This window comes from Streptomyces sp. TRM49041 (assembly GCF_008271805.1).
Classification (GTDB): Bacteria; Actinomycetota; Actinomycetes; order Streptomycetales; family Streptomycetaceae; genus Streptomyces.
Genome location: NZ_VSRY01000170.1, coordinates 22,894 through 49,404 on the forward strand (window position 1 = coordinate 22,894; position 26,511 = coordinate 49,404).

Annotated in this window: 21 protein-coding genes; 15 read left to right on the forward strand and 6 right to left on the reverse strand. The window is 72.9% G+C overall.

Annotated features, from left to right (window positions below; genetic code table 11):
* Positions 1–3 precede the first annotated feature (3 nt).
* The 9 genes from FVS66_RS30865 (at position 4) to FVS66_RS30905 (ending at position 14,574) form a co-directional block, all read left to right on the forward strand.
* A complete protein-coding gene (locus tag FVS66_RS30865) occupies positions 4–2,184 on the forward strand; it encodes a TOMM precursor leader peptide-binding protein (RefSeq protein ID WP_149184552.1) in 2,181 nt (726 codons plus the stop codon).
* Complete coding sequence (locus FVS66_RS30870) at positions 2,171–4,183, forward strand: TOMM precursor leader peptide-binding protein (RefSeq protein WP_262387303.1); 2,013 nt, start codon at positions 2,171–2,173, stop codon at positions 4,181–4,183. Before FVS66_RS30865 ends, FVS66_RS30870 begins: the two co-directional genes overlap by 14 nt.
* Before the next feature lie 147 nt (positions 4,184–4,330).
* Positions 4,331–5,926, forward strand: coding sequence for a SagB family peptide dehydrogenase (locus FVS66_RS30875; RefSeq protein ID WP_149184554.1), 1,596 nt, complete (start codon positions 4,331–4,333; stop codon positions 5,924–5,926).
* A 26-nt stretch (positions 5,927–5,952) separates the two neighbouring features.
* Complete coding sequence (locus tag FVS66_RS30880) at positions 5,953–8,646, forward strand: lantibiotic dehydratase family protein (protein ID WP_262387305.1); 2,694 nt, start codon at positions 5,953–5,955, stop codon at positions 8,644–8,646.
* Positions 8,643–9,686, forward strand: a complete 1,044-nt coding sequence (locus FVS66_RS30885) for a lantibiotic dehydratase C-terminal domain-containing protein (RefSeq protein ID WP_149184555.1) — start codon at positions 8,643–8,645, stop codon at positions 9,684–9,686. The genes FVS66_RS30880 and FVS66_RS30885 overlap by 4 nt, the downstream gene beginning before the upstream one ends.
* Positions 9,683–10,807, forward strand: a complete 1,125-nt coding sequence (locus FVS66_RS30890; RefSeq protein WP_149184556.1) for a M50 family metallopeptidase — start codon at positions 9,683–9,685, stop codon at positions 10,805–10,807. The genes FVS66_RS30885 and FVS66_RS30890 overlap by 4 nt, the downstream gene beginning before the upstream one ends.
* Positions 10,808–10,827: 20 nt before the next feature.
* Positions 10,828–11,787, forward strand: a complete 960-nt coding sequence (locus FVS66_RS30895; RefSeq protein ID WP_149184557.1) for an ABC transporter ATP-binding protein — start codon at positions 10,828–10,830, stop codon at positions 11,785–11,787.
* A gap of 40 nt (positions 11,788–11,827) precedes the next feature.
* Positions 11,828–12,589: an ABC transporter permease gene (locus tag FVS66_RS30900; protein ID WP_149184558.1), complete on the forward strand. Its 762-nt coding sequence runs from the start codon at positions 11,828–11,830 to the stop codon at positions 12,587–12,589.
* Positions 12,586–14,574 carry a TOMM precursor leader peptide-binding protein gene (locus tag FVS66_RS30905; RefSeq protein WP_149184559.1) on the forward strand — a complete coding sequence of 663 codons (1,989 nt, stop codon included), beginning with the start codon at positions 12,586–12,588 and terminating at the stop codon, positions 14,572–14,574. The genes FVS66_RS30900 and FVS66_RS30905 overlap by 4 nt, the downstream gene beginning before the upstream one ends.
* A 128-nt stretch (positions 14,575–14,702) precedes the next feature.
* Here the strand turns inward: FVS66_RS30905 and FVS66_RS30910 are convergent, their stop codons facing one another.
* The gene (locus tag FVS66_RS30910; protein WP_149184560.1) at positions 14,703–14,876 is read right to left on the reverse strand and encodes a thiazolylpeptide-type bacteriocin; all 174 of its coding nucleotides are present in this window, start codon (positions 14,874–14,876) and stop codon (positions 14,703–14,705) included.
* A gap of 327 nt (positions 14,877–15,203) precedes the next feature.
* Here FVS66_RS30910 and FVS66_RS30915 point away from each other — a divergent pair, with 327 nt between their 5' ends.
* Both FVS66_RS30915 and FVS66_RS30920 read left to right on the forward strand, forming a co-directional pair.
* Complete coding sequence (locus FVS66_RS30915; RefSeq protein ID WP_149184606.1) at positions 15,204–16,424, forward strand: amidohydrolase; 1,221 nt, start codon at positions 15,204–15,206, stop codon at positions 16,422–16,424.
* A complete protein-coding gene (locus tag FVS66_RS30920) occupies positions 16,421–16,675 on the forward strand; it encodes a hypothetical protein (protein WP_149184561.1) in 255 nt (84 codons plus the stop codon). Before FVS66_RS30915 ends, FVS66_RS30920 begins: the two co-directional genes overlap by 4 nt.
* Positions 16,676–16,810: 135 nt before the next feature.
* Here the strand turns inward: FVS66_RS30920 and FVS66_RS30925 are convergent, their stop codons facing one another.
* The 3 genes from FVS66_RS30925 to FVS66_RS30935 all read right to left on the reverse strand — a co-directional run bounded on the left by FVS66_RS30925 (position 16,811) and on the right by FVS66_RS30935 (position 19,956).
* Positions 16,811–17,827, reverse strand: a complete 1,017-nt coding sequence (locus FVS66_RS30925) for a helix-turn-helix transcriptional regulator (protein WP_149184562.1) — start codon at positions 17,825–17,827, stop codon at positions 16,811–16,813.
* A 292-nt stretch (positions 17,828–18,119) separates the two neighbouring features.
* Complete coding sequence (locus FVS66_RS30930) at positions 18,120–18,914, reverse strand: aquaporin (protein WP_149184563.1); 795 nt, start codon at positions 18,912–18,914, stop codon at positions 18,120–18,122.
* A gap of 34 nt (positions 18,915–18,948) precedes the next feature.
* Positions 18,949–19,956, reverse strand: a complete 1,008-nt coding sequence (locus FVS66_RS30935; protein WP_149184564.1) for a pirin family protein — start codon at positions 19,954–19,956, stop codon at positions 18,949–18,951.
* A 252-nt stretch (positions 19,957–20,208) separates the two neighbouring features.
* Here FVS66_RS30935 and asnB point away from each other — a divergent pair, with 252 nt between their 5' ends.
* From asnB to bla, 4 genes are all read left to right on the forward strand, one after another.
* A complete protein-coding gene (gene asnB, locus FVS66_RS30940) occupies positions 20,209–22,062 on the forward strand; it encodes an asparagine synthase (glutamine-hydrolyzing) (protein WP_149184565.1) in 1,854 nt (617 codons plus the stop codon).
* 165 nt (positions 22,063–22,227) lie between these two features.
* Positions 22,228–22,929: a DsbA family protein gene (locus FVS66_RS30945; protein ID WP_149184566.1), complete on the forward strand. Its 702-nt coding sequence runs from the start codon at positions 22,228–22,230 to the stop codon at positions 22,927–22,929.
* A 35-nt stretch (positions 22,930–22,964) separates the two neighbouring features.
* Positions 22,965–23,708, forward strand: a complete 744-nt coding sequence (locus FVS66_RS30950; RefSeq protein ID WP_149184567.1) for an SDR family oxidoreductase — start codon at positions 22,965–22,967, stop codon at positions 23,706–23,708.
* Positions 23,709–23,794: 86 nt separating this feature from the next.
* Positions 23,795–24,712, forward strand: a complete 918-nt coding sequence (bla, locus tag FVS66_RS30955; RefSeq protein ID WP_149184568.1) for a class A beta-lactamase — start codon at positions 23,795–23,797, stop codon at positions 24,710–24,712.
* 54 nt (positions 24,713–24,766) lie between these two features.
* Here the strand turns inward: bla and FVS66_RS30960 are convergent, their stop codons facing one another.
* Together FVS66_RS30960 and FVS66_RS30965 are read right to left on the reverse strand one after the other, a co-directional pair.
* The gene (locus FVS66_RS30960; protein WP_149184569.1) at positions 24,767–24,934 is read right to left on the reverse strand and encodes a methionine/alanine import family NSS transporter small subunit; all 168 of its coding nucleotides are present in this window, start codon (positions 24,932–24,934) and stop codon (positions 24,767–24,769) included.
* Entirely contained in the window at positions 24,934–26,466 is a 1,533-nt protein-coding gene (locus FVS66_RS30965; RefSeq protein WP_149184570.1) for a sodium-dependent transporter, read from the reverse strand. The genes FVS66_RS30960 and FVS66_RS30965 overlap by 1 nt, the downstream gene beginning before the upstream one ends.
* Between the last annotated feature and the right edge of the window lie 45 nt (positions 26,467–26,511).

A 26,511-nucleotide genomic window follows, 5' to 3' on the forward strand; every position in this document is an offset into this window, starting at 1 on the left:
CGCATGGCCGACACCACGTTCGACGCGCTCGCCCCGACCCGGCCTCGGATACGCCGGGACGTGCTCTTCACCGAGACCCCCGGCGGCGTGCTCTTCCACAACGCCGACGGCGGCTTCCACCTGACCGGCCGCACCGCCTACCGCTTCGCCTCCCTCCTCGTTCCGCACCTCGCCGGACACCATCGTCTCGGCGACATCTGTGAGGGCTTCGGCCCGGCCCAGCGCGCCATGGCGGCCGAGCTCGTCAAGACCCTGTACGAACGGGACTTCGCCCGCGACATCCCCGAGGCGGACGCGGGGGAGGAGCCCGGGGCCACGGCCGGTCCCGCCCGTCGGTTCGCCGCGCAGATCGCCTACGTCGACCACTACGCCGAGGGCGCCCCCGGCCGCTTCTCCCGCTTCCGGGACACGAGCGTCGCCGTGCTCGGCGACGACGAGGTGGCCCGCTGGTGCGCCCTGAGCCTGGTCCGCAACGGCTGCGCCCGGGTCGCTGTCACCACCCTCTCCCCTGACGTGGTGTCCGAGGCGGCCGCGCTGAACGAGGACGGCTGCCCGGTGCGGCTCGACCAGGCGGCGGCGGGGGCCGGCTGGGCGGAGCTCACCCCGTACGACACCGTCGTCGTCACCGGCCCGGACGCTGCGGCCACCGCCCGCCGGCTGCTGGCCGACGGGGTGCCCGAGGGCCGCACCCTGATCCCCTCCTGGCCCTTCGGCGGCCACGCCGTGACCGGCCCCCTGGCCACCGCCGGCTCCACCGGCTGCTGGACCTGCGCCGCGCTCCGGCTCGGCGGCAACACCGACGCGGGCGCCGCCGCCGACCTGTGGGCCACCGTCACCGGCGGCGTCACTCCCCCGTCCGGCCGGGCGCTGCCGACCGGGCCCGTCGCCGCCATGACCGGCAACCTCCTCGCATACGAGGTGTTCCGCCTCGCCACCGGCGCCCTGCCGCCCGAGACGGACCGGCAGATCCTGATCCAGGACCTGGAGTCGCTGGACGTCGTGGCGGAGCCCGTGCAGCCGCACCCGCGCTGCCGCCGCTGCGCGGAGCTCGTACCGGCGGGGGAGGACCGACTGCCCGACGGGCTTGCGCTCCCGGTCACCCCCACCGTGGAGACCGCACGCGAGGCGGAAGCCCTCGTCGACGGCCTCAACCGGATCAGCGGCGCGCTGGTCCGCCCGTACACGGGGATCTTCCGCCGGTACGACGACGAGGAGATCACCCAGACCCCGCTGAAGATCAGCCGTGTCGAGGTGGCCCTCGCACCCGGCGTGCGGCGCACGATCGCCGCGTTCGACGTGCACCATCTGGCGGGCGCGCGGATGCGGGCGCTGTACGCGGCGGCCGAGACCTACGTGGAGCACGTGGTGCCACCGGCGGCGGCCGAGGAGCCGGGGCCGGTCGGCGGCGCCGCCGTCGCCCTCGGCCCCGAACAGCTGACCACGGGCGGCGGCACGGGCGCCCCGGTCACATCCTGGACCTCCGCTACCTCGCTGCTGACGAAGGAGTCGGTACGGGTCCCCACGGCGGCCGTCCGCCCGTTCGGGGAGCACAACCGGGCCCGGCCGCACCTCGCCACACGCGCGGGCACGGGAGCGGGCGCCACCCCGCAGGAGGCGGCGGGCCGCGGCCTGATGTCGGCGCTCTCCCACGACGCCCTGCTGCGCGCGCTGCGGGGCACGACGGAGGTGCGCCCACTGGCGGCGGACGACACCGACCCGGAGCTGGTGTTCCTGCTGAAGTCGGCCCGCAACCTGGGCGTCGGCGCGGAGCTGCTCGACCTGGGCGAGGGCGCCCGCTCGTCGGCCCGGACCGTCCTCGCCCGGGACGCGGACGGCCGCTGGGCGGTCGCCACGGACCTGTCCCGCCGGGCCGCGGCCTGCGCCGCCCTCCGCGACCTGCTGGGCCAGGCCCAACTCGCGGCCGAGGACCCGGACACCGAGGTGGACCTGGGCGACCCGCTGCTGACCGACCTGGCGCCCGGGACGATCGCGGTGACGGGCACCCCGGTCGCGCCGGACGCCCGGAGCACCGACTTCGGCACGATCCTGGACCGGCTGCGGGCGGCGGGCCGCGACGCCCTCCATGTCGCGACGACCCCCGCCGACCTCCCGTCGGGCGGCGTCAGCACCGCCTACGTGCTCCTCACCACCGGCCCGGAGGCGGGTGCGCATGCCGACCGCTGAGGCCCGCCGACTGGCGGACGACCTGCACCGCGCCCTGGCCCGGTACGGCGTCACGGTGAGGCTGGACGTGACCCCTCTTGGCGTGCGGGACGCTTTCGGGGAGAGCGGTGACCGCGACTCCGGGGCGGTTCCGGTGCGCTTCTACGGCCGCCAGGCCGTCGTCGGCCCCTTCCCCGCCGACGGCCGCCGCCGTCCCTGCGGCCTGTGCCTGGACCGCCGCTGGCAGGCGGTGCGCTCCGTTCCGTTGCGGGAGGCGCTGGAGCTGGGCTCCGGCACCCGAGCGGCCGGGGAGACACCGCACCTGACGCCGTTCGCCGTGGACGCCCTCGCCGCCCTGATCGCAGCGCGGACCGGCGGGCGCGGTCCGCGACCGCTGTGGGCATGCGTGCCGTCGGGGGCGGAGGGGGTCCCCCCTGCTCGAGCGGAGTCGGGCGTCCCGGGGAGGGTGAGCACATCCCCCGTGCGCGGCGCGCTCTACCCGAACGTCCACCTCCTGGATCTGAAGACCCTGGGGGTCCGCTCGTACCCCTTGGTCCCGGACCCCGAGTGCCCCGCCTGCGGCGAAACACGGCCCGACACCCCCGACGCCGCGGTCCTGCACCTGCGCCCCGCCAGGAAGCATCGCCCCGGGACCATCCGCGTCCGCGACATCCGCGCCTACGACCTTCCGCCCGAGCCCTACACCAACCCCGTCTGCGGCTCCCTCGGCCCCTCCGTCATCCAGGACGTGGCCTCCCGCTCCACCTCCGCCACCATCGGCTGCTTCTCCATGCGCTCCGGCGAGTACCTGCGCGAGACCTTCTGGGGCGGCCACGCCGACACCTTCGCGCACAGCGTGCGCATCGGGATCCTGGAGGGCCTGGAGCGGTACGCCGGCATGCGCGCCCGTGCCAAGGGGGCAGCTGTACGGGACTCCCTGGAGGGCCTGCGCGCCAAGGGGACGCACGCCCTGGACCCCCGCCGATGCGGCCTGTACTCCGACGAGTTCCACCGCGCGAACCCGCGCGTCACCCCGTTCCGCCCGGACCGCGAGATCCCGTGGGTGTGGGGCTACTCCCTGCGCGACCACAAGCCCGTCCTGGTGCCGGAAGTCCTGACGTACTATCACGCACCCGGTCTGGAGAACCGCTTCGTCCAGGAGTCCTCCAACGGCTGTGCTTCCGGAGGCTGTCTGGAGGAGGCCGTGTACTGCGGCCTCATGGAGGTCGTCGAGCGCGACGCGTTCCTCCTCACCTGGTACGGGCAGGCCGCGCTCCCCGAGCTCGACCCGCGCACCAGCACCCGCCCCGCCACCCGCGCGATGGTGGACCGGCTGGAGATGTACGGCTACGAGGCCCGGTTCTTCGACACCCGGATCACCTTCCCCGTCCCCGTCGTGACGGGCGTGGCGGTACGGCCCGACGGCGGCATCGGCCGCATGTGCTTCGGCGCGGGCGCCGGACTCGACCCCGAGGCCGCGCTCGCGGGCGCGCTCTGCGAGATCGCCACCGACGCGGTGAACCTCCAGGGACGCACCGAGCGCGACTGGGAGCGGCTGCGGGCCATGGCGGACGACTTCGGCAAGGTCGAGGCGCTGCACGACCACCCGATGGCGTACGGCGTCCCGGAGATGGGGAACCACGCCCACTTCCTGCTCGGGGAGCCGGACGCGCCCAGGCCGCCCAAGCGGTCCTTCGCGGAGCTGTACGGCGAGGGCGCGAGTCGTCCGGCCCCGCCCGTGTCGGACGATCTGCGGGACGACCTGGAGCAGTGTGTCACGGCGGTCACCGACGCCGGGTTCGACGTGATCGTGGTCGATCAGACCATGCCGGAGCAGCGGGACCTCGGCCTGACCACCGTCGGGGTCATCGTGCCGGGGCTGTTGCCGATCGACTTCGGCTGGACGCGTCAGCGCGCGCTGGGCATGCCCCGCCTCCGCACCGCGCTGCGCGAGGCCGGTCTGCGCGACCGGGACCTCGTACCCGCCGACTTCAACCCCGCGCCACATCCTTTCCCGTGACCGCGTCCGAGTGCCGCGCTTCGCCGGGGCCGTATCCGATGACGGCTGCGCCGCGGCCCTCCGGACCCCCCAGCCGGACAAGCGGGCCGTCTGACGTGGCCGGTACGGACATCCGCGCGGCAAACCCGAGTGAACAAGGAGTTCATCATGGGGTACGCCCATGAATACGCCGCTGCGATCATGCAGCGCGGCCGGGTCGCGATGGCGCCCGCCGACTTCGTGCCCGACTGGGCCGACAGCCCCCGCAAGACCAAGTACTACCCGGGCGTGGACAGCATGCCGCTGCCCGACGGCGACTACCCTGCCGACGCGACCCTGGACCGCGGCCTGGGGCCGGTGGAAGCCGCGGCCGAGGGGGAGGCGTTCGACCTGGCCGCCCTCTCCGGAATGCTCCGCGACTCGTACGGTCTGACCGGCCGCCGCCTGGGCGTGCAGGCCAACACGGACCTCGGCACCCTGCCCCGCTACCCGCTCGCCAACTGGTCCCGGGGCACCGCCTCCGGCGGTGGGCTCTACCCGGTGAGCGTCTACTGGGTCTCCGGGGCCCGCGGCCCCGTACCGCCAGGGGTGCACTACTACGCCCCCCGCCACCACGCCATGCAGCGGCTGCTCACGGGCGACGTGTCGGGCGAGCTGCGCGCCGCGCTGGGGGAGGTCGCGCCGGGGGCGGAGGCCACCGACCAGTACCTCGTCCTCGGCGTCAAGTACTGGCAGAACGCCTTCAAGTACAACAGCTTCAGCTTCCACGCCGTCAGCATGGATGTCGGGACCATCCTCCACACCTGGCGCATGTGGGCGCGGGCCAGGGGCCTGGAGGCAGAGCCGCTGATGTGGTTCGACGAGGAGCGGCTGGCCCGGCTGCTGGGCGTGCGGACCGAGGAGGAGGGCGTCTTCGCGGTCGTGCCGCTGCGGTGGCGGGGCGCCCCGTTCGTGTCGGCGAACGCGTCGGCCCCGGTGGCGGCCCCCGTGCGGCACCGGGACTCCGAGCGGTCTCGTACCGTGCTGGTCTTCGACGCCGTCACGCGTATGCAGGCCGCCACCGCCGAGCACGCCTCCCGCCGCCCCTCCCCCGGCGCCCTCGCCCCCGCCGTCGCGCCGGCCGCGGACGGGGACGGGCCCGGGATCGCGCTGCCCGCGCCCCGGCCGCTCGGCACCGACGTCCGCACCGCCCTGCGCCGCCGACGCAGCAGCTTCGGCCGCTTCGACGCCGGGCGGCCGGTCGGCCAGGACCAGTTGGCGGCCTGTCTGCACGCCGCCGTGGAGGCGGCCGAGCTCGGCGGCGACACCGGGGGCGACACCCGGCTGGTCAAGCTGTACGCCTTCGTCAACCACGTCGACGGCCTGGCCCCCGGCTCGTACGCGTACGACCCCGACAGCCAGACCCTCCGGCCGGTCAGGGAAGGACCCCCGGGCGCCTTCCTGCAGAAGAACTACTTCCTGTCCAACTACAACCTGGAGCAGGCCGGGGCCGTCCTGGTGCCCACGGTCCGCACGGCTGCCGTCCTCGACGCCGTCGGCGACCGCGGCTACCGCCTGGTCAACGCCGCCGTCGGCGCCGTGTCGCAGGGCGTCTACACCGCCTCGTCCGCCATGGACCTCGGCTGCGGCGTGGCCCTGGGCTTCGACAACATCTCGTACATCGAGGAGCTCGGCCTCCAGGAGACCGGCGAGGCGCCGCTCCTGATCATGATGATCGGCCACGAGCGGCCCGCCCCCGCCGACTTCCGGTACGAGATCGCCTGATGGGGACGGAACGAGGGAACGCCACCATGCCGTTCATGCTCCGGGTCGCCGGGCTGCCCGTCGAGACCGTACGGGAACTCCGCTGCCCCGACAGCCGCCGCTGGGCCGACGACGTGCTGGCCACCCGCGAGGAACTGGGTGCGGCGGGTGCCGCCCTGGGCGAGCTGCTGCACCCCCTGGTCGGACGGAGCGCCGACGACGGGGAGCGCCGCCGACTGCTGAAGCTGCGCCGGGACGTGTTCAACAACCGGCTCCCGCCGGCCGCCGATGCCGACGCCGCCCAAGCCCTGGTGGCCGGGCTGGACCCGGCGGTGGGCGGGGCGCTCGCGGACTGGCTGGCCGCCCGCCGCCGCCTCACCGCCCGCACCGCGGAGGGTGCCGCACTGCTCGCCGCCGAGACGGCCCGCAGTCGCGCCGCGCTGTGCCGGCTGGCGGGAGAGGAGCGGCTGCGCAAGGGCCTGCTGCTGGCCTCGCCCACGCTGGACGCCCAGCTCGACGCCTATGTATGGAAGACGGCGGCGGCGCCGGACGCCCGGCCGGACAAGAGACGGCGAAAGATCGAGCGCTCGCTGTTGTCGTACCTGTACCGGACGGCCTGCAAGACCAGCCCGTTCTCGACCTTCACGGGGGTCGTGCCCGGCGAGTTCACCGACCGGACCGCCCAAGGCCTGGAGGCGCGGATCGCGCAGGAGTGGACCGGCCACGCGCGGCTGAACGTCGTCGCGCTGCGCCGCCTCGCGGAAGCCCTCGTGGCGGATCCGGCCCGCCGCGCCGACCTGCCCGTGTCCCTGGCCTCCGGCTGGGGGCGGGACGACGACCGGGTGCGGTATGTGCGCCGCTGGGTGACGGCCGGTGACGACGACACGGCCGTCACGTTCGACGCGGTGAAGGACCGGCTGTTCTTCCTGCGCCGCAGCGGCACCCTGGAGCGGCTGCTCGGCCTGTTCGAAGAGCGGGAGGTCGTGCGGTTCGGTGAGCTGACCGAGTGGCTCGCCGCCGACCGGGGCGCCGGGGAGGAGGAGTGCGCCCTGTATCTCCAGGCCCTGCTGGACGTGGGCATGGTGCAGGTACCGTGCCTGCGGACCGAGGTGCACGACACGGACCCGCTGCGGGCGTTCCAGGCCTCGCTGCGGGACCTCGGCCGGCCGTGGGCGGACGCGCTGGCCGGCCGGCTCGACGCGGCCGTCTCCTGTGTCGACCGGTTCGGAGCGGCGGATCCGGCGGAGCGGCGTGCGCTGCTGGACGAGTTGCGGGCCGAACTCCGCGCCGTTCAGGAGATGTTGGGAGCAGCGGGGCAGGCGAGGGTGCCGCAGACCGTTCTGTACGAGGACGCGGCGGCGGGCTCCGGAACCGCCCTGGGCCGGGCGGCGTGGGCCGAGCGGGTCGCGGGGCCGCTGGGTGAGGTGGAGCGGATCCTGCCCGCCTTCGACCTGACGCTGCCGCAGCGGATCACCTTCAAGGGCTTCTTCATCGCCCGGTACGGGCTGGGTGGCCGCTGCGACGACCTGCTGAAGCTGGTCCACGAATTCCACGAGGACTTCTTCGACCAGTACATGACCTTCACCGTCGGGCACACCTCCTTCGATGCCGACGGCCGCTACGTCCCCGAGGTCAACTGGCTGGGCCTGCCGCAGCTGAAGGCGCTCGACTCGGCCCGTGAGACGTTCGCCGCCCGGATGCGCGCCCTGTGGGAGGGCCGTGAGGGTGACGAGATCGTCGTCGGCGGCGATCTCATCGACGCGGTGGCCGCCGAGCTTGCCCCCGTGGCCCCGGACTTCCTCCCCATGAGCCACCACCTCCAGCTCGCCGCCGACCGGGGCCACGGCAGCGGTACGGGTCCGCTGGCGGTACTCAACCGCTCGTACGGGGGCCTCTCCTTCCCCTTCAGCCGCTTCACTCACTGCTTCGACGGCGTCGAGGACCGGCTGCTGCGCCGGGCGGAGGAGATCCGGCCCGAGGGCGCCGTCTTCGCGGAGGTCACCGGCGGCCCCGTCACCAGCAACCTCAACCTGCACGGGCGGCTCACCGAGTACGAGATCGTCTGTCCGGGCGAACGGGGCACACTGGAGCCGGAGTTCCGCATCCCGCTCGACGACCTGTTCATCGAGCACGATGTGGACGCCGACCGCCTGGTCCTCCGGTCGGTCCGGCTCGGCCGCGAGGTGATCCCCGTCTACCTCGGCTACCTGGTGCCGCTGGCCCTCCCCGAGCTGCCGCGCACCCTGCTCCTGCTGTCCCCGACCTCCATGGCGCCGCTCAACGTCTGGGGCGGCGTCCCCGAGGGCGAACCGGACCGCGGGGTGACCACCCGGCCGCGCGTGAGGCACGGCAGCGTGGTGCTCAGCCGCCGCAGCTGGAGCTGCCCCGCCGCCCGGCTGCCACTGGCCGCGCCGGGCGTTCCGGACGCGGACCGGTTCCTGGGCTGGCACCGCTTCCGGCGCGCCCACGGGCTGCCCGACCGGGTGTTCGCCACCCTCTCCGACAGCGGCGCCCGCGGGGCTACCGGCGCCAAGCCGCAGTACGTCGACTTCGACAGCGCCCTGTCCCTGTCGGCGTTCGAGGCACTGATCAGGACCGACCGGGCCCGGGTCGTGTTCCGGGAGACGCTGCCCGACGAGAACGCCCTGCACACCGTGTCCGACCGGGGCCGCCATGTCGCCGAACTCGCCGTGGAAACCCTTGTGTCCACCCGTACGACCGGAAGGGACGGCCACCGATGACCACCATCACGGCACGCGATGCCGGCGCCGGAGCCTGGCAGGCCACACATGTCTTCTATGCCGCCAACCCCCGCCCCATGCTGCTCCACTGCATCCGCCCCCTGGTGGCCGGACTGGAGGCGGACGGGCTCCTCGCCGGCTACTTCTTCATCAACTACTGGCTCGAAGGCCCCCACGTCCGGCTCCGGATAAAACCGTCGTCACCGGACGTGCAGGAGGAGGTCCGCCGCAGGACCGAGCAGGCCGTCGACGCGTTCCTCAAGGAGCGCCCCGCCCTGTACGAGGTCGACTCGGGCTTCCTGAGCGACTTCTACAACACGCTCTTCGAGATCGAGTTCCCCGGCAGCGAGCGCGCCCACTACACCGACGACCAGGGCCGCATGCGGCTGCGCCCCAACAACACCCGCAGCCCGGAGCCGTACGAACCGGAGTACGGCAAATACGGCGGCCCGGCCGGGATCGAGCTGGCCGAGTGGCACTTCCGGCACTCCAGCGACCTGGTCATCGAGGCGTTCCGCACCAAGAACCTGCATCTGCGGACCGTGCTGCTCGGCACCTCGGCACAGCTGATGATGGTCGTCTCCGGCACCTTCCTGCCCGGCGACGACGAGCTGGCCGACTATCTGGACAGCTACTACGCGTTCTGGCACCGCGCCTTCCCCGGCACCGGCTTCATCGGCAGCGAGGAGTACGACCGGAACTACGCCGCCATGGCGCCGAAGCTGGCGTCCCGGTTCGCCGCCGTCCGCGCGGCCGTCGCGGGCACTTTGGACGGTCCCCGGCTTCCCGCGTTCCTGGCCGGCTGGGCCGAGCACTGCGCCGAACTGCGCGACCGGGCTCGCGCCCTGGCCGAAAACGGCGATCTGGTGTTCCGGTCGTGGGACGGTGAACGGGACGAGCAGGTCACGGACCCCGCCGTGGCGCTGCCGCTGCTGCTCTCCCCGTATATGCACATGACCAACAACCGGCTGCATGTGACCATCCGCGACGAGGCCTATCTGTCGCACGTCCTGGGCCGCGCCCTGCGGGAGCCGCGGTGACGGCCCCGCCCGACGCCCCCGACGCCCCCGACGCCTTCACGGCGTACCGGCCCCGGCTCCGCCCCGAGGTACTGGTCAGCGACACACTGCTGCACGGGGCCGACACCGTGCACCTGATCAAGGACACCGGCAGCGGGCAGTCCTTCAAGGTGGGCACCAAGGAGCACTTCCTGATCTCCCGGATGGACGGTGAGCGCAGCCTGGGGGAGATCGGCGCGGAGTACGCGCGCGTGTACGGGCGCAGGCTGGCCGCCGCCAACTGGCGGCAGCTGCTGGGCATGCTGGGCAAGCGCGGCCTTCTGGAGGGCTCCCCGGCCGCCGCCCCGCCCCCGGCGCCCGCCGAGCCGCGCACCCTGCTCCGGGGCAGTCTCCGGCTGGTCGCGGACGCGGACGCGACGACCGGGCGGCTGCACCGGGCCATCGGCTGGGCCCTGTCGCCGTGGTGCATGGTGCCGCTGCTCGTCCTGGCCGTCGTCATGGAGGCCGTACTGGCCTGGCATGCGGGTGAACTGGTCTCCGCCGCATGGGATTTGTTCAAGAACCCGGTTCTGCTGACGGCCGCCGCGACACTTCTGTGGCTGAGCACCGCCCTGCACGAGCTGGCACACGGCGTGGTCGCCCGGCACTACGGCGGGCACGTCTCCGAGATCGGCCTGCGCTGGCGGCTCCCGGTCGTGATCATGTACTGCACGGTCGACAACTTCCTCTACCTGTCAGCCCGTCGCCACCGGATCGCCACCGCCGTGGCCGGTGCCGTGATGAACCTGCTGTTCCTGCTGCCGTTCTTCGCGGTGTGGCTGTACGCCCCCGTCGATGACGCGACCCGGGGCGCCCTGTCGGGGCTCCTGTTCCTCGGGAGCGTGCAGGGACTCTCCATGCTCGTCCCGCTGCCGCCGCTCGACGGCTACAAGATCTTCGCTCAGCTGGCCGGAGCCACCGAGCTGGCCGCGTCCAGCCGGGCCTACCTGCGGCTGGCCGTCCGCCGCGACCCGTCCGCCCGCGCGTACCCGCGCCGGGCCCGCACCGCCTACACCGCTTACGGGGTGGGTGTGCCGCTGGTCCTCGGCGCACTCGTCGCGGCGGTCGTGGCGATCGTCCACCACCTGCTCACCACCGGGTGAGCACCGACAAGGAGAACCCCATGAGCACCACCGCCCAGGACGGACCCTCCGTCGCCCTCGACTCCGTACGTAAGCACTACGGCTCCACCAAGGCCGTGGACGGCATCTCGCTGACGGTGGCCCGCGGTGAGTTCTTCGGCCTCCTCGGCCCCAACGGCGCCGGCAAGACCACCCTCATCGAGATCATGGAGGGCCTGCGTCAGGCCGACTCCGGCACGGTGTCGGTCTTCGGCCGCAGCCCCTGGCCGCGCAACGTGGAGCTGCTGCCGAAGATCGGCGTCCAGACCCAGTCGTCGGCCTTCTTCGTCCGGCTCACCGCCCGCGAGCACCTGCGGACCGTCGCCGCCCTGTACGGCGCGGGGCACGACGCGGCCGAACGGGCCCTGGCCTCCGTCCGGCTGACCGAGCAGGGCGACGTGAGGGTGGAGGACCTGTCAGGCGGGCAGCGCCAGCGGCTGGCCATCGCGGCCGCCCTCGTCCACGAGCCCGAGCTGATCTTCCTGGACGAGCCGACCGCCGCCCTGGACCCGCAGGCCCGCCGTGACCTGTGGCAGGTGCTGCGGGATCTGAAGGGCGCGGGCCGCACCATCGTCTACACCACCCACCACCTGGACGAGGCCGAAGTGCTCTGCGACCGGGTCGCCATCGTGGTCGCGGGCCGGATCGCCGCGCTGGACACCCCGGCCCGGATGGTCGCCGCGGGCAGCCCCACCACTCGCCTGCTGGTGCCCGCCCACCGGCTCACGCTGGAGGCCGCCCGGGACATCCCGGGCGTGGACGCGGCCACCCTGGAGGGCGACACGATCGTCCTGGAGACCCTGGACTCGGGCCCCGTCCTGGCCCGGCTCGACGCGCTCGCCGGGCTCCAGGGAGTACGGACCCGCACCGCCAGCCTCGAAGACGTCTACCTCGAACTCACCGGCGGAGCGGCCGGAACCGCTGCCGTCGGATCCGCCGCCGCCGACGCCTCACAGCCGTAGCCGCCGTCCCACGCACCCGTACACGGAAGAGAAAGACCACATGAGCGCATACGCCGCGTTGAGCCAGGCCGGATACCGGGCCTACGTCCGCGACAAGACCACCCTGTTCTTCACCTTCGCCTTCCCGCTCCTCTTCCTCGTCGTCTTCGGCCTGATCTTCCACGGCAAGAACGTCGAGCAGAGCGGCCAGCCGTACATCAACTACATCGCCCCGGGCGTGCTGGCCTGGGGCGTCGCCAACGCCGCCGTGTTCGGTATCGGCTTCGTGCTGATGCAGTGGCGCCGCGACGACCTCCTGCGCCTGATCCGCATGACCCCGGTAAGGCTTCCCGCCGTGCTCGGCTCCCGGTACGTGCTGGCGCTCGGCATCGGCCTCGTACAGACGGCGCTGTTCGTGGGTGTGGCACTGCTGCCGTGGTTCGGGCTGCGGCTCGCGTCCGGGTGGCCGCTGGCGCTGCCGGTGCTGCTCCTCGGCATCACCGCGTTCCTGGCGATCGGGGTGATCGTCGGCACATACGCGAAGACGCCCGAGGCGGTCGCGGCCGTCGCCAACTGCCTGATGATCCCCATGGCGTTCCTGTCCGGGTCCTTCTTCCCGCTGGACGCCATGCCGGACTGGATGCAGACCCTCGCCAAGGCGCTGCCCCTGCACTACCTCGTCGACGGCACCTCCGCCGCCCTCACCGGCAGCGGCGGCCAGGTCGGCACCGATGTGGCCGTGGCCTGCGCGGTACTCGCCGGCTGCGCCGTCGTCTTCGGGGCCGTCGCGCTGAAGACCTTCCGCTGGAGTGACAAGTCATGACCGCCGCAGTTGCACGACCTGATGCCGTACGACCTCTGGAGGCGGGCCCCTTGGAGGCCGCCCGCACCCTGCTGCAGCGGGAACTCACCGCCCGCCACGAGGCCGCGTCCTCTCCGGCCCTGCCCGCTCCCTTCGTGGTCCCGCTGGGCCACGCCGACACTCTCGGCTTCGGCGTGACCGACCCCTACGCGGCCGCCCGCCCCGCTGCGAACGTCCAGCTCACCTCAAGGGCCGTGCTGCTCGGCCCCTGGTGCGGCGGTGACCCGGAGACGGCGCCCTGCGGCCAGTGCCTCGCCATGCGGTGGCAGCGGCTGCGCAGCCGTTCCGAGCGGGAGGCCCTCGAACTGGGCTACCCGTCGCGTGGAGCCACCGGCTGGCCGGTGCTCACCGACTTCTCGGTGGACGCGGTGTGGGCCGCTTACCGGGCGGTGCTGCCGGGGGGCCGCCCCGCCCCGGCCGCGTTCACCCCGGCGGACCGCGCCCTGGCCCAGGTCACCCGTGTCGACCTCGTCACCCTGGCCACCGCCACGTTCCCGCTCCTGCCGGAGCCGCTGTGCCCCGCGTGCGTACGGGAGCGTCCGGACACGGCCGAAGCGGCCCGGATGGACCTCGGCCCGAGACCCAAGCCCGCGCCGGACGGCTACCGGCTGAAGCCTCTCGACGCGTACCCGCTGCCGACCGCCGCCCTCGCCAACCCCGTCTGCGGTGCCATCGGCACCGACACCTGGATCAACCCCGCGTCCACGACCACCGCGCCGGTCGCCGGGACCCACTTCGTACGGGGCTACGCCGGGCTCAACGACGTGACCTGGAGCGGTCAGTCCAACCGCTACACCACCAGCAGGACCCTCGCCTACCTGGAGGGCCTCGAGCGGTACGCGGGCACCCACCGCCGCCGCGGCACGGCCCCCCTCACGGAGTCGTACCACACCCTCGTGGCGGACGGCGTTCCCGTGCTGAACCCCGCCGACTGCGGCTTCTACGCCCCGGAGACGTACACCACGGACCATCTCGTCAGCCCCTTCGACCCGGACCGGAGGATTCCCTGGGTGTGGGGGCATTCGCTGCGCGACGACCGGCCCGTCCTGGTCCCGGCCCGGCTCGCCCACTACAGCGCGGGCGTCGACGCCGACAACTTCGTCTTCGAGTGCTCCAACGGCTGCGCGACAGGCGGCAGTCTGGAGGAGGCGATCCTCTTCGGGCTGCTGGAGCTCATCGAGCGGGACGCCTTCCTGCTGGCCTGGTACGGCCGGGCCCGCCTCGCCGAGATCGACCTGGCGACCTGCCGGACCCCCGCCATCCACAGCATGGTCCACCGGGCGGCGCTGCACGGCTACGACGTCCACGCCTTCGACACCCGCATGGACCTGGCGGTTCCCGTCGTCACCGCCCTGGCGGTCCGCCGCGACGGCGGCTACGGCACGCTCTCCTTCGCCGCGGCGGCGGGCTTCGACCCGGAAGGCACGGTCGAGGCGGCCCTCTCCGAGGTGCTGACCTACATTCCCTATCTGCCGTACCAGGTGGCCGAACGGCATGCCGAACTGGAGGAGATGGAACGGGACTTCACCAGAGTCCTCCATCTGAAGGACCACGCCCAGCTGTACGGCCTCCCCGCCATGGCCCGGCACGCGGCCGAGTACCTGAACCCGACGGCCGTGAAACCGGTCACCGAGCTGTACCGGGACTGGGAGACGCTCCGCCCTCGCACGGGGGATCTGCTGGACGATCTGCGGCTGGTCCGCGACGCACTGTCCGGCGCGGGCTTCGACGTGATCGCCGTCGACCAGACGACGCCCGAGCAGCACCGCATGGGCCTGCACACCGTCAGCACCACCGTGCCGGGCCTGCTGCCGCTGGACTTCGGCTGGACCCGGCAGCGGGCCCTGCGGATGCCGCGACTGCGCACGGCACTGCGGGACGCGGGCCTCCGTGAGGACGTCCTCACCGAGGCGGAGATCAAAACGGTCCCCCACCCTTTCCCGTGAGCCCTTTCCGCGACCCTCCCGTGAACCTTCTCCTGAACGCACGGGCAGCCGCCGACAGCAGGGCAGCCCCCGGCCCGGGTGGCGGGGGATCCGCCCGGGCGGGGGCTGCCGGTCCGGCGGGGACGGGATCAGGCGCTGCAGGAGGTGGTGCTGGTGGTGCTGGAGCAGGTGGAGGTCGAGGACGAGGAACACGAACCGGCGAGGACGACCTCGACCGCGTCCGAGTAGTCCGAGATCTCGAAGGTCTCCGACTCCAGCTCCAGGATCTCGTCGGCGAGGGTGGCGAGCTCGGTCTTGGCCATGGTGCTCTCCCTTGGGTGAATGGGGTACCGGCTGCGGGTCAGTGCTCATCCGGGAGCCCACCGGCCGTACCGGCGGTGCCCCCGGGCGATGCCCCCCATTCCAGCCGCGCCCACTGTCAGATCGCCCCGCCGGTCACTGCCAGGCCGCTGACACCAGGTGACAGCGGACCGACGGGCCGCCGCACGGTCCGGCCCCCGAGACTCCTGCGTACGACACCCCGCACACGCCCCCGTACGCCCGTACAGACTTCAGCGAGGTGAACCCCCGTGACAGTGACAGGCAAGCCCGGAGGCCCCACAGCCACAGCCACAGCCCCCACACACTCCATGGGTCCCGCCGTCCCGCGCGAGGTCCTGCGCCCCGCCCTGGAGCTCTGCCTCGACATCCACGCCCATCCCGAGCTGTCCGGCGCCGAGCGGCGCACCGCCGACCGCTTCGCCGCCGCCCTCACCCGCCTCGGCGGCTGCACGGTCACCCGTGGGGTCGGCGGCCACGGCGTCGCGGGCGCCCTGCGCAACGGCCCCGGCCCAAGGGTCCTCCTCCGTGCCGAACTGGACGCGCTGCCGGTCACGGAGCAGAGCGGCCTCCCGTACGCGAGCACCGTCCCCGGCGTCATGCACGCCTGCGGCCACGACCTGCACCTGGCCGCCGTCGCGGGCGCCGCCGCCGAGCTGGCCCGGCGACGGGACCGCTGGCGGGGCACCGTCCTGCTGGTCGGCCAGCCCGCCGAGGAGACGTTGACAGGGGCGCGGGCGATGCTCGACGACGGCCTGTACGAACGCTTCGGCACCCCTGCCCTGGTGCTGGCCCAGCACGCGGCCCCGATTCCGGCGGGCACGGTCGCCCACGCGGCGCCCGGCACCCCGCTCATGTCCGGCAGCGTCACCCTGGACGCGGTGATCCACGGCCGGGGCGGCCACGCGGCCACCCCGCACCTGACGGCCGACCCGGTGCTGGCGGCGGCGGCAGCGGTGGTACGCCTCCAGTCGGTGGTGGCGCGAGAGACCCCGCCGTCGGAACAGGCGGTCCTGACGGTGGGAGCCCTGAGAGCGGGAGAAGCAGCGAACATCACCCCTTCCAACGCCCGACTAGGCATCTCCATAAGGGCGTTCACCGACGAGTCGCTGACCCGGATGACGGCGGCGGCACGGCGCATCATCGAGGCGGAGAGCACGGCAAGCGCCTGCCCGGACGCTCCGGGCTTCACCATCACGTCGAGTTCCCCGCCCCTGACCCCGGACGCCACGGCGATGACGGCCATCGGGCAGGCCCACGAGAAGCTGCTGGGTCCGCACCGGGTCACCCGTACCCCGCCGACCACGGCCACGGAGGACTTCCCGCACTTCGGCACCGGCGGCGTCCCTCTCGGGTACTGGCTCCTGGGCGTGACGGGCGCCAGGGCCTGGCGACAGGCCCGGGCGGGCGGCCCCCCGGTGCCGCCCAACCACGCGCCCGCCTTCGCTCCCGACGTACGGACGGCCCTGCCGACCGGCATCGCGGCCCTGACGGCGGCCGCGCTGCACGCCCTGGAGGAGGCGCCCGCATGAACGCCGAGCGTGCCGGCTACCTGGACGTGGAGGCCGTACGTGACGACGACCACGCGCCGGCACCGGCGACGACGCTGGTACGCCTCCTGGCCCTGCTGCCGCGGCACTGGTCGTGCACGGAGGCGATAGGCCCCGACTGGATCCGCCTGCGCATCGCGCTGGCGGCCCCGTCGGACGAGGCGACGGCCCGGGGCGCGGTGCGGGCGACCCTGTCGGACCCGGCGCTCAGGGGCTGGTCCCTACGGGGATGAAGCGCAAAGCCCGTCTGCGAGTAACCCCCTGCTCGAAGAGTTTCGGGTTCGAGGACGAGCTCCGTTCCGGGAGTGCCCCTCCCGGGGGGCGACAGCGGGGGCTGGGGCGGAGCTCCCGGCTTTCGGGGCCGCGTCCTAGATCCACCCGCGTTCCCGTGCCAGCAGCGCCGCATGCACCCGGTTGCTCGCGCCCAGGGACTGGAGCAGTTCGGCGATGTGCCGCCGGTAGGTCCGTACGGAGACGCCCAACTCCCTTGCCCGGGCCTCGTCCTTACCGGCCGTGCACATGGACACCAGCACCCGCCGCTCCATCTCGGTGAGCTCGCCCTCGACGGTGGTCCCCGTACCGTGCCGCTCCTTGAGGACGAGGTCGAAATCCTCGGAGGCGTCCCAGATCTTCTCGAACAGGGCGATGATGTTGGCGACGAGTCCGCCGCGCCGGGCGAGGAGGGCGCCCCGCGAGGTGTTCGCGGGATCGAGCGGCACCAGCGCGGTACTGCGGTCGTAGACGAGCAACCGTTCACCGGTGCTGGCGGATACCCGTATCTCGGCTCCGTGGGCGACGAGCTCCCGCAGGTAGTCGGAGGTCGCCGGATCGTCGAGCACATCGGTGACGACCACGTTACGGATCCGCACCCCGCGCCGCAGGCATCGGAGGTCGAGCGGCCGGGAGCGGGCGATGTTCTCGGGCGAGAGCTTGCGGTAGGGCTCGACGGAGAGGATCTCGTCCCGGGCGAAGAAGGCCAGATCGTCGATCCGGTTGCGGATCTCGCTGAGGCTCTCCAGCTGCTCGATCCCGGGATCGGCGGCGTACGACCGCGCGGCCTGCTCGGCCCGCAGGCCGTCCACGACGTGCCGGGAGCGGGTGACACGCATCAGCTCCTGGTGCAGCTCGTGCATCCGGGCGTCCATCAGCCGCGTGAGGGCGACCTCGGGATCCACAGGAGAGACAACGCTGTCACCGTCCCCGCCCACCCACTGCAGCAGTCCCAGATCCCGCAGCCGCCGCAGGCATCGCCGGGCGTCCTCGGGGCTGTCGTGCAGGAGCAGATGGATGTCGTCGGTGGAGGTGTCAGGGTTCCGCAGGAAGTGCCGGTAGACCTCTTCCTCCTGCGCGGACACACCGAACACGGCCATCTCGTTCTCGCGCATGTTCCCCCCGAGATCGATCGTGCCAAGACCCGGTGGAGAAAGCGCGGATGGTCGGTCGGCGCGCACCGGGATGATGCGGCCAAAGTGTAGGTGAAGTGTCTGGGCATGTGTCTTTCCCGTGCGGGAACCAAATGGTGACGCTTCTGCCCGGCCGCCGCGCGCCCGGTACGGCATCCCCCGTGGGAAGAGCCGGGTCCGGGGATACGCGACGGCGGGCCGGCGCCGTGAGGTGCCGGCCCGCCGTGCGTCCGAGGCGCCTCTGGGCGCGTAACCGCAGCCCCTTCGGCGTCTGTCAGGAGGCCGCCGGGGCGTTCTGCCGGGCGGTCTTTGCGGGAGCGTTCCGTACGGCGCCCCGCTCGGCGGACGGGCGCAGCGCGGCGGAGAGGCCCGCCGCGAGGAGGGCCCCGGCGACCGGGGCGGCCAGGTACACCCACAGCAGCCCGGTCTGCCCGGAGAGCAGGGCCGGGCCGAGCTGGCGGGCGGGGTTGACGGCGCCGCCGGACAGCGGACCGAACCCGATGACGACGGCCGCGACGGAGCCGCCGATCACCACGGGCAGATGCTTCGCCAGCCGGGGGCGGGCGATGGCGACGGCGACGACCAGCAGGATGGCGGCCATGCAGCCCGCCTCGGCGGCGAACACGGCGGCCGGGTGCCAGTCGGGGGCCGGGGCGATGGCCGCGTACCGGACCGCCGCGGCGGGCTCGCCCCACACGAGCCGCGCCAGCGCGACCCCGGCGACGGAGCCGGTCAGCTGGGCGGCGACGAACGGCGCCACGGCCCGTCCGGGGAAGACCCGCAGCAGCCACAGGGCGAGCGTGACGGCCGGGTTGAGGTGTCCGGCGGTGCCGCGGCGCATGGCGGGGCCGAGGACGGCGGTGACGATCGCGCCGACCATCAGCCCCATCGCCACCAGCCGGCTCTCCGGGCCGGGCAGCAGCCGGTTCAGCGGGGAGTCGGGGAGGGCGGTCCACCGCACGGCGGTGACCACGGCGAACAGGGTGGCGGTGGTCAGAACGCACTCGTACAGGGCGGTCCGGAGTCGGGTGGGCCGGGTCTCGGGGGTCTCGGGGGTCTCGGATGTCATGGTTCTGGTTCCTCTTCCTGGTGGCCGCCGCCGGTCAGCCGACGTCCGCCTCCGAAGTCACGGACGGGGACGGCACGTCCAGGTGCCGGGCGGGCACCGTGCCGAGGCGTCCGGCGCGGTAGTCCTCGACGGCCTGCGCGATCTCCTCGCGGGTGTTCATCACGAAGGGGCCGTACTGGGCGACCGGTTCGCGCAGCGGGCGGCCTCCGAAGACCAGGACGTCCAACGCGCCGGCGAGACCGTCCTGCCGGCTGTCGGCGGTGACGCTGATCGTGTCGCCCTCCTCGCCGTACAGGGCCATCTGTCCCTCGCGCAGCGGGCGCCCGGCGGGTCCGGCGGTGCCCTGCCCGCCGAACGCGTAGACGAGGGCGTTGAAGCCGGGCGGCCAGGGCAGTTCGAGGCGGGCGCCGGGACTGACCGTGGCATGGATCAGGGTGATGGGGGTGGCCGTGGCGCCGGGGCCGCGGTGGCCGTCGAGCTCGCCGGCGATGATCCGGAGCAGGGCGCCTCCGTCGGCGGAGCTGAGGAGGGTGAGCTTGTCGCCGCGGATGTCCTGGTAGCGGGGCGGGTTCCACTTGGCCGCGGCGGGCAGGTTGACCCACAGCTGGAAGGACTGCATGACGCCGCCTCGGGCGAGCATCCGCTCGGTGGGCATCTCGTCGTGGAGGATGCCCGACCCGGCGGTCATCCACTGCGTGTCGCCGTCGCCGATGACGCCCCCGCCACCGTTGGAGTCCTGGTGGGCGACCGCGCCGTCCACGACGTACGACACGGTCTCGAAGCCGCGGTGCGGGTGCCAGGGGGCGCCCTTGGCCTCACCGGGCGCGTAGTCGACGGCTCCGACGTGGTCGAGCATCAGGAACGGGTCGGTGTGGCGGGGGGCGAGCGGCCCGGGGAAGGCTCGGCGGATGGGGAACCCCGCGCCCTCGAAGCCGGGCTCCGCGGTGATGACGCCGCGCACCCGGCGCTCGGCGGTGAGAGCCGGGTCGGGGCGGCGTACGCGCTGGAGCAGGAGCAGATCGTCGACGGTGACGGCGGGCATGGCACGTCCTTCCACGTAGGTGTACGCGCAGGAACATGCGCCCTGCACCGGCCGTGGACAAGCCGCGCCGGCCCACTCCGTCAGGTCGCCGCCGTACGCGACTTCAGGAAGTCGCCGTCACTTGACGAAGTGAACCGGCCACCGTGGACCGGCCGTTCCGGGCGCCCGGAGAGTGGCGGCAGCGGACGGGCACCGGCCCGGCCGTCCACGACCGACCCGCCCCACAGCGCTATCGAGAGGAACCGGTGACACATGTGCGGCCTTGCCGGATGGGTTAGCCACCAGCGCGATCTGACCGCGTACACGGACATGGCCGCGGCCATGACCCACACCATGGAATGCCGCGGCCCGGACGCCTGGGGGCTGTGGACCTCGCCCCACGCGATCCTCGGGCACCGCCGGCTCGCGATCATCGACCTCGAGGGCGGCCGCCAGCCGATGGCCGCCGCCGAGGACGACACTCTGCCCGTCATCACATACACGGGCGAGGTGTACAACTTCCGTGAGCTGCGCGAGGAGCTGCGCGGCCTGGGCCACACGTTCCGCACGTCCAGCGACACCGAGGTGGTGCTCCGCGCCTACCTGGAGTGGGGCGTGGACTTCGCGGAGCGCCTCAACGGCATCTACGCCTTCGCCATCTGGGACCCGCGCACCGAGGAACTGCTCCTCGTGCGTGACCGGATGGGGGTGAAGCCGCTCTACTACTACCCGACCGCCGACGGTGTGCTGTTCGCGTCGGAGCCGAAGGCGATCCTCGCCCACGAGGACGCGGAGGCGGTCGTCGACGCGGACGGGCTGCGGGAGATCTTCAGCATCGTGAAGACCCCCGGCCACGCCGTCTTCCGCGGCATGCGCGAGGTGCTGCCCGCGACCGTGCTGCGCTTCGGCCGCGACGGTCTCGTGGAGACCAAGGAGTACTGGAAGCTGCGGGCCGTCCCCCACACCGACGACCTGGACACCACGGTCGGCAGGGTGCGGGAGCTGCTGGAGGACATCGTCGAGCGGCAGCTCGTCGCGGACGTCACCGTGGGCACGCTGCTCTCCGGCGGCCTGGACTCCAGCGCGGTGACCGCGCTCGCCGCCAAGGCGCTGGAGAAGCAGGGCGTGACCGAGCCCATCCGGGCGTTCTCGGTGGACTTCAAGGGGCACGAGGAGCGCTTCGAGTCGAACGTCCAGTGGGAGGACCCCGACACGCCCTTCGCGATCGAGGTCGCCCGGCATGTGGGCGCCGAGCACATCGTCGTCGAGCTGGACAACGAGGACGTCCTCGACGACGAGGTGCGCGACACGGTGCTGCGTGCCCAGGACCTGCCGGTGTCGACCGGCGACATGGAGTACTCGCTGCTCATCCTGTGCCGGGCGCTGAAGGAGCAGATGACGGTCGCGCTGTCCGGTGAGGCGGCGGACGAGCTGTTCGGCGGCTACACCTGGTTCCACGACCCGGAGGCCGTCGCGAACGACTCCTTCCCGTGGCACCACCCGTTCGAGAAGGCCGGCGGCATCGGCGCACTGCGTACGATCGGCCTGTGGGACCGGCTCGGTCTCTCCGAGTACGTGAAGGAGCGGTACGCCCAGGCGCTGGACGAGGTGCCGCGGCTGGCGGGCGAGAGCGGCACCGAGGCCCGGATGCGTGAGATCACGTATCTCAACCTCACCCGCTGGGAGAACTTCCTGCTGGACCGCAAGGACCGCATCAGCATGGCCGTCAGCCTCGAGGTGCGGGTGCCGTTCACCGACCATCGTCTCGTCGAGTACGTGTACAACACGCCGTGGGCGATGAAGACGTTCGACGGCCGCGAGAAGAGCCTGCTGCGCGCCGCCATGCGCGGTGTCCTGCCGGACTCGGTGCTGGACCGCAAGAAGAACCCGTACCCGTCGACGCAGGACCGGAAGTACGAACTCGCCCTGCGCGAGCGTGTCGAGGCGCTGCTCACCGAGGGCGCCCCGGTGCTGAAGCTCGTGTCGGAGGACGAGATCCGCAGGCTCCTGGACGTGCCGGAGGGTTCGTACGGGGTCGGCGGCCCCTGGAGCGCCCGGGCCGTGCTCGAGCGGCTGATCGAGTTCAACACGTGGGTCACCGCGTACGGGGTCCGGGTCGAGCTGTAGGCGAGGCTCGACGCCCCGCGCGCCCGGCCTCCCGGTGGCCGGGCGCGCGCCCCTCCCTCTCCCCTCACACCCTCTCCCCCTCCCCCTCCCCCTCCCCCTCCCACTCCCCCTCCCGCGCACCGTCTCCCTCGCTCCCTCCCTCCCTTCACAGCCAGGAGAACCGACATGGCAACCCCTTCCGCCCCGGTCGTGACCGTCTGGTCGGACATCGGGTGCCCGTGGGCGAGTCTCGCCCTGCACACACTGCACGCCGCCGCCGACCGGCGCGGCCAGACCCTGCTGATCGACCACCGTGCCTTCCCGCTGGAGCTGTTCAACCGGCAGCCCACGCCGAAGTTCATCGTCGACCCCGAGGTCATCGTGATCGCCGCGCGCCGCCCCGAGCTGGGCTGGCGGCTGTGGGCGGCCCGGGAGTCCGAGTACCCGGTCACCACGCTGCCCGCGCTGGAGGCGGTGCAGGCCGCGAAGGACCCGGCCGTCGGCGGCCTGCGGGCCAGTGGTGAGCTGGACCGCGCGCTGCGCCACGCCTTCTACGCGGAGAACGCCTGCATCAGCGTCCACCCGGTGATCCTGGACATCGCCGAGCGGTGCGCGCACGTCGACGCCGGGGCACTGGCCGACGCGCTGGCGCGCGGCGCGGGGCGCTCCGAGGTGTACGAGCAGTGGCGCACCGCGCAGGGGCCGGACGTGCAGGGCAGCCCGCACCTCTTCGCCGCCGGCGGCTACGCCGTGCACAACCCTGGGGCCACGTTCACCTGGACCGGCGACCCGGCGCAGGGCGGGCTCCCCCGGTTCGACGCCTATGAAGCGGCGTGGGCCGACGAGTTGCTGGACAAGCTGGGCGCGGAGCGGGGTTCCGCGTCATGAAGACCGCTCGACGCACCGAGGAAAGAGGTACTCCGATGTCGGCACGATTCGCGGGCAAGGTCGCCCTGGTCGCCGGGGCGGGCGACGGCATCTGCCGGGCCACCGCGCTGGCGTTCGCCCAGGAGGGGGCGACGGTGATGCTCGCCGGTCCCGAGTCCGAGGACCTCGAGGGCACGGTGAAGCTGATCCGCGACGCGGGCGGCAGGGCCGACCATGTGGTCGCGGACCTGACCGCCGTCGGTTCGGCGGCCGCCCTGCGTATGGTGAAGGCGGCCGAGGAGCGCTTCGGGACGATCGACATCGCGTTCAACAACGCGACCGTCACCGGCCCGACGCGGAACGTGGCCGACATCTGCGAGACGGTGTGGGCCGAGACGCTCGCGGCCAACCTCACGGGCGTGTGGATGGCGATGAAGCACGAGCTGGCGCACATGGAGCGCAACGGCAGGGGCGTCATCGTCAATACCGCCTGCAACATGGCCGCGACCGGCCGGCTGGTCGGCATGGGCGCGTACGCCGCGTCCAAGGCCGCCCTGAGCACCCTCACCCGCACGGCCGCCCACGAGTACGCGGCCAAGGGCATCCGCATCAACGCGATCAGCCCGGGCCCGGCGCACGAGCCGGACTCCGGCGGCACCGTCGTCCCCGGCCCGGGGCATGCGCTCTCGCGGGGCGCGAGCACCGAGGAGGTGGCGGAGACGGTGGTGTGGCTCTGCTCCGACGAGGCGGCGTTCGTGGTCGGCCACGACCTGGTCCTGGACAAGCGCTCGGCCGCCTGACCGCCCGGCGTTCCGCAACCAGTGGTGCGCGTGTGACGTCCTGCTCCATGTATTCCTCATGTGTCCAAGGAGAAGGGGGACATCGCATGGATCTGATCGGAGCACGTCCGAACCGCCGCGCGCTGCTGGCCACCGGGGCCGGAGCGGCGCTGGCCGCCGCCGTGGCGGTGGCCGGGCCCGCGCACGCCGCGCCCGGCCCCGGCGGCGGGGTCAGGGGCCGGTTACGCGCGCTGGAGCGGAAGCACGACGCGCGGCTCGGGGCGTTCGCGTACGACACGGGGACCGGCCGGGCGGTGCGGTACCGGGCGGACGAGCTCTTCCCCATGGCGTCGCTGTTCAAGACCCTGGCCGCGGCGGCCGTGCTGCGGGATCTCGACCGGGACGGCGAAGTCCTCGCCAAGCGCGTCCACTACACCGCGCGGTACGTCGAGGACTCGGGCTACTCCCCGGTCACCGAGCAGGCGGCGAACATCGCGAACGGCATGACCGTCGGCGAACTGTCCGCCGCGGCCATCTGCCGGAGCGACAACACCGCGGCGAACCTGCTGCTGCGTGAGCTGGGCGGGCCGACCGCCGTCACCCGGTTCTGCCGGTCGCTCGGCGACGGGACGACCCGGCTCGACCGGTGGGAGCCGGAGCTCAACTCGGCGGAGCCCTGGCGGGTCACCGACACCACCAGCCCGCGCGCCATCGGCCGTACGTACGCCCGGCTGGTCCTCGGCGACGCGCTCGCGGCGCACGACCGGGAGCGCCTGACGGACTGGATGCTCGCCAACACCACCAGCGAGGCGCGGTTCCGTGCCGGGCTGCCCGAGGGCTGGCTCCTCGCGGACAAGACGGGCGGCGGCGGGTACGGCGGCAACAACGACGTCGGCATCGCATGGCCGCCCGGGCGGCCACCGGTCGTCCTGGCCGTCCTCACGACCAAGTTCGAAGCCGACGCCAAGGCCGACAACCCGCTTGTCGCCAAGGCGGCGGAGATCCTGGCGGAGGCGCTGAGCTAGGGAGTGTCCGGCCCGCCGGTGCCCCGGCTCGGGGTCCCGGCTCAGGGTCCCGGATCAGAGTCCCGGATCAGGGCCCCTTGACGGGCCCTCCGCGGGCCGGACGCCCGGGGGCATGGGTTCCGGCTCGTCGGGGTGGCCGCGCAGGCGGAGGATCGCGGCGACCAGACCGCCCCACACGATCCCGATGGCGATGATCATCATGATGATGGCGGACGCCGACATCACGGCTCCTTCCGGTCGGCGGGGGACTCCATGTCCAGGTCGATGTCCTCTCCGCCGGCCTTCCAGTGAACGACGGTGAGGAGCACACCGACGAGCAGTGCGCCGATGGCGACGCTCCAGCCGGTGGCGAGCAGGAAGCCGGTGGAGTAGCCCTCGTAGTTCTCGTCGAACTCGGCACGCAGACTGTCCACCATCATCCAGCCGAGGACCAGCGGAGTGATGACGCCGAGGCAGATGCGCCACCAGTGGCCCAGCCGGACGGCGGAGGTCTCGTCGGCGTTCTGCTGGAGGGACGGCAGCGCCCGCAGGACCCAGGCGATCACGACGAGGGCGACGAGCGCGGCGAGGGCGATGCCGTACTGGTTGATGAAGTGGTCGGCGCTGTCCAGCAGATAGAGCCCTTCGTCGGTCGGGTACAGCAGGATCGACACCAGCGCCACCAGCCCGCCCACGCCGAACACGGCGGTCCTGCGGCGCAGACCGGTGCGGTCCTGCACCGCGGAGACGACCACCTGCACGATGGAGATCAGCGAGGACAGTCCGGCGATCACCAGCGACAGGAAGAAGACGACGCCGAACAGTCCGCCCAGCGGCATCTCGGAGATGACTGTCGGGAAGGCGACGAACGCCAGGCCGAGCCCCGAGCTGGCGACCTCGCCGACCGGCACCCCGGCGCTGGTCGCCATGAAGCCGAGCGTCGCGAACACGCCGATGCCCGCCAGGATCTCGAAGGAGCTGTTCGCGAAGCCCGCGACCATCGCGGAGCCGGTGAGGTCGGCGCGGCGCCGCAGGTAGGAGGCGTAGGTGACCATGATGCCGAAGCCGATGGACAGCGAGAAGAAGATCTGTCCGTATGCCGCAACCCACACACTGCCGTTGCCGAGCTCCGACCAGTCGGGCGAGAACAGCGCGTCGAGGCCCGCCGAGGCGCCGTCCAGGGTGAGGGAGCGGATCACCAGGGCGGCGAAGAACACCACCAGGAGCGGGATGAAGATCTTGTTGGCCCGCTCGATACCGCGCCGGATGCCGAACGCCAGGATGGCGAGGACGACGGCCCAGACGGCGATCAGCGGCCAGAGCACGCCGGGCACGTACGACGCGATGGGCCCCGGCGTGTCGGCGACCTTCAGGAACGTGCCGAACAGGAAGCCCTCGGGGTCGTCGCCCCACTGCTGCCCCACGGAGAAGCCGACGTAGCGAACGGCCCACGCGAGGATGACCGCGTAGTACGTGGCGATCACGAAGCTGACCATGACCTGCCACCAGCCGAGGGTCTCGGCGGGGCGGGCCATCTGGCGCAGCGCCGCGGGCGGGGACATCCGGTACTTGCGGCCGATCGTGTACTCCATGATCAGCAGCGGGATGCCCGCGGTGAGCAGGGCGACCAGGTAGGGGAGGAGGAACGCGCCGCCACCGTTCTCGAAGGCGATGGCGGGGAACCGCCAGATGTTGCCGAGGCCGATGGCGGAACCGATCGCGGCCAGCAGGAATCCGGTGCGGGTGGCCCACTGCTCGCGCGGCTGCTGGGTCATGTCGTGTCCTTCTGGTCTGCGCTTTGGGGAGTGCTGGAACCTTCC

Coding starts and splice junctions, on each gene's coding strand:
- FVS66_RS30865 (WP_149184552.1), top strand. CDS start 4: ATGGCCGACACCACGTTCGACGCGCTCGCCCCGACCCGGCCTCGGATA.
- FVS66_RS30870 (WP_262387303.1), top strand. CDS start 2,171: ATGCCGACCGCTGAGGCCCGCCGACTGGCGGACGACCTGCACCGCGCC.
- FVS66_RS30875 (WP_149184554.1), top strand. CDS start 4,331: ATGGGGTACGCCCATGAATACGCCGCTGCGATCATGCAGCGCGGCCGG.
- FVS66_RS30880 (WP_262387305.1), top strand. CDS start 5,953: ATGCCGTTCATGCTCCGGGTCGCCGGGCTGCCCGTCGAGACCGTACGG.
- FVS66_RS30885 (WP_149184555.1), top strand. CDS start 8,643: ATGACCACCATCACGGCACGCGATGCCGGCGCCGGAGCCTGGCAGGCC.
- FVS66_RS30895 (WP_149184557.1), top strand. CDS start 10,828: ATGAGCACCACCGCCCAGGACGGACCCTCCGTCGCCCTCGACTCCGTA.
- FVS66_RS30900 (WP_149184558.1), top strand. CDS start 11,828: ATGAGCGCATACGCCGCGTTGAGCCAGGCCGGATACCGGGCCTACGTC.
- FVS66_RS30905 (WP_149184559.1), top strand. CDS start 12,586: ATGACCGCCGCAGTTGCACGACCTGATGCCGTACGACCTCTGGAGGCG.
- FVS66_RS30910 (WP_149184560.1), bottom strand. CDS start 14,876: ATGGCCAAGACCGAGCTCGCCACCCTCGCCGACGAGATCCTGGAGCTG.
- FVS66_RS30915 (WP_149184606.1), top strand. CDS start 15,204: ATGGGTCCCGCCGTCCCGCGCGAGGTCCTGCGCCCCGCCCTGGAGCTC.
- FVS66_RS30920 (WP_149184561.1), top strand. CDS start 16,421: ATGAACGCCGAGCGTGCCGGCTACCTGGACGTGGAGGCCGTACGTGAC.
- FVS66_RS30925 (WP_149184562.1), bottom strand. CDS start 17,827: ATGCGCGAGAACGAGATGGCCGTGTTCGGTGTGTCCGCGCAGGAGGAA.
- FVS66_RS30930 (WP_149184563.1), bottom strand. CDS start 18,914: ATGACATCCGAGACCCCCGAGACCCCCGAGACCCGGCCCACCCGACTC.
- FVS66_RS30935 (WP_149184564.1), bottom strand. CDS start 19,956: ATGCCCGCCGTCACCGTCGACGATCTGCTCCTGCTCCAGCGCGTACGC.
- asnB (WP_149184565.1), top strand. CDS start 20,209: ATGTGCGGCCTTGCCGGATGGGTTAGCCACCAGCGCGATCTGACCGCG.
- FVS66_RS30945 (WP_149184566.1), top strand. CDS start 22,228: ATGGCAACCCCTTCCGCCCCGGTCGTGACCGTCTGGTCGGACATCGGG.
- FVS66_RS30950 (WP_149184567.1), top strand. CDS start 22,965: ATGTCGGCACGATTCGCGGGCAAGGTCGCCCTGGTCGCCGGGGCGGGC.
- bla (WP_149184568.1), top strand. CDS start 23,795: ATGGATCTGATCGGAGCACGTCCGAACCGCCGCGCGCTGCTGGCCACC.
- FVS66_RS30960 (WP_149184569.1), bottom strand. CDS start 24,934: ATGTCGGCGTCCGCCATCATCATGATGATCATCGCCATCGGGATCGTG.
- FVS66_RS30965 (WP_149184570.1), bottom strand. CDS start 26,466: ATGACCCAGCAGCCGCGCGAGCAGTGGGCCACCCGCACCGGATTCCTG.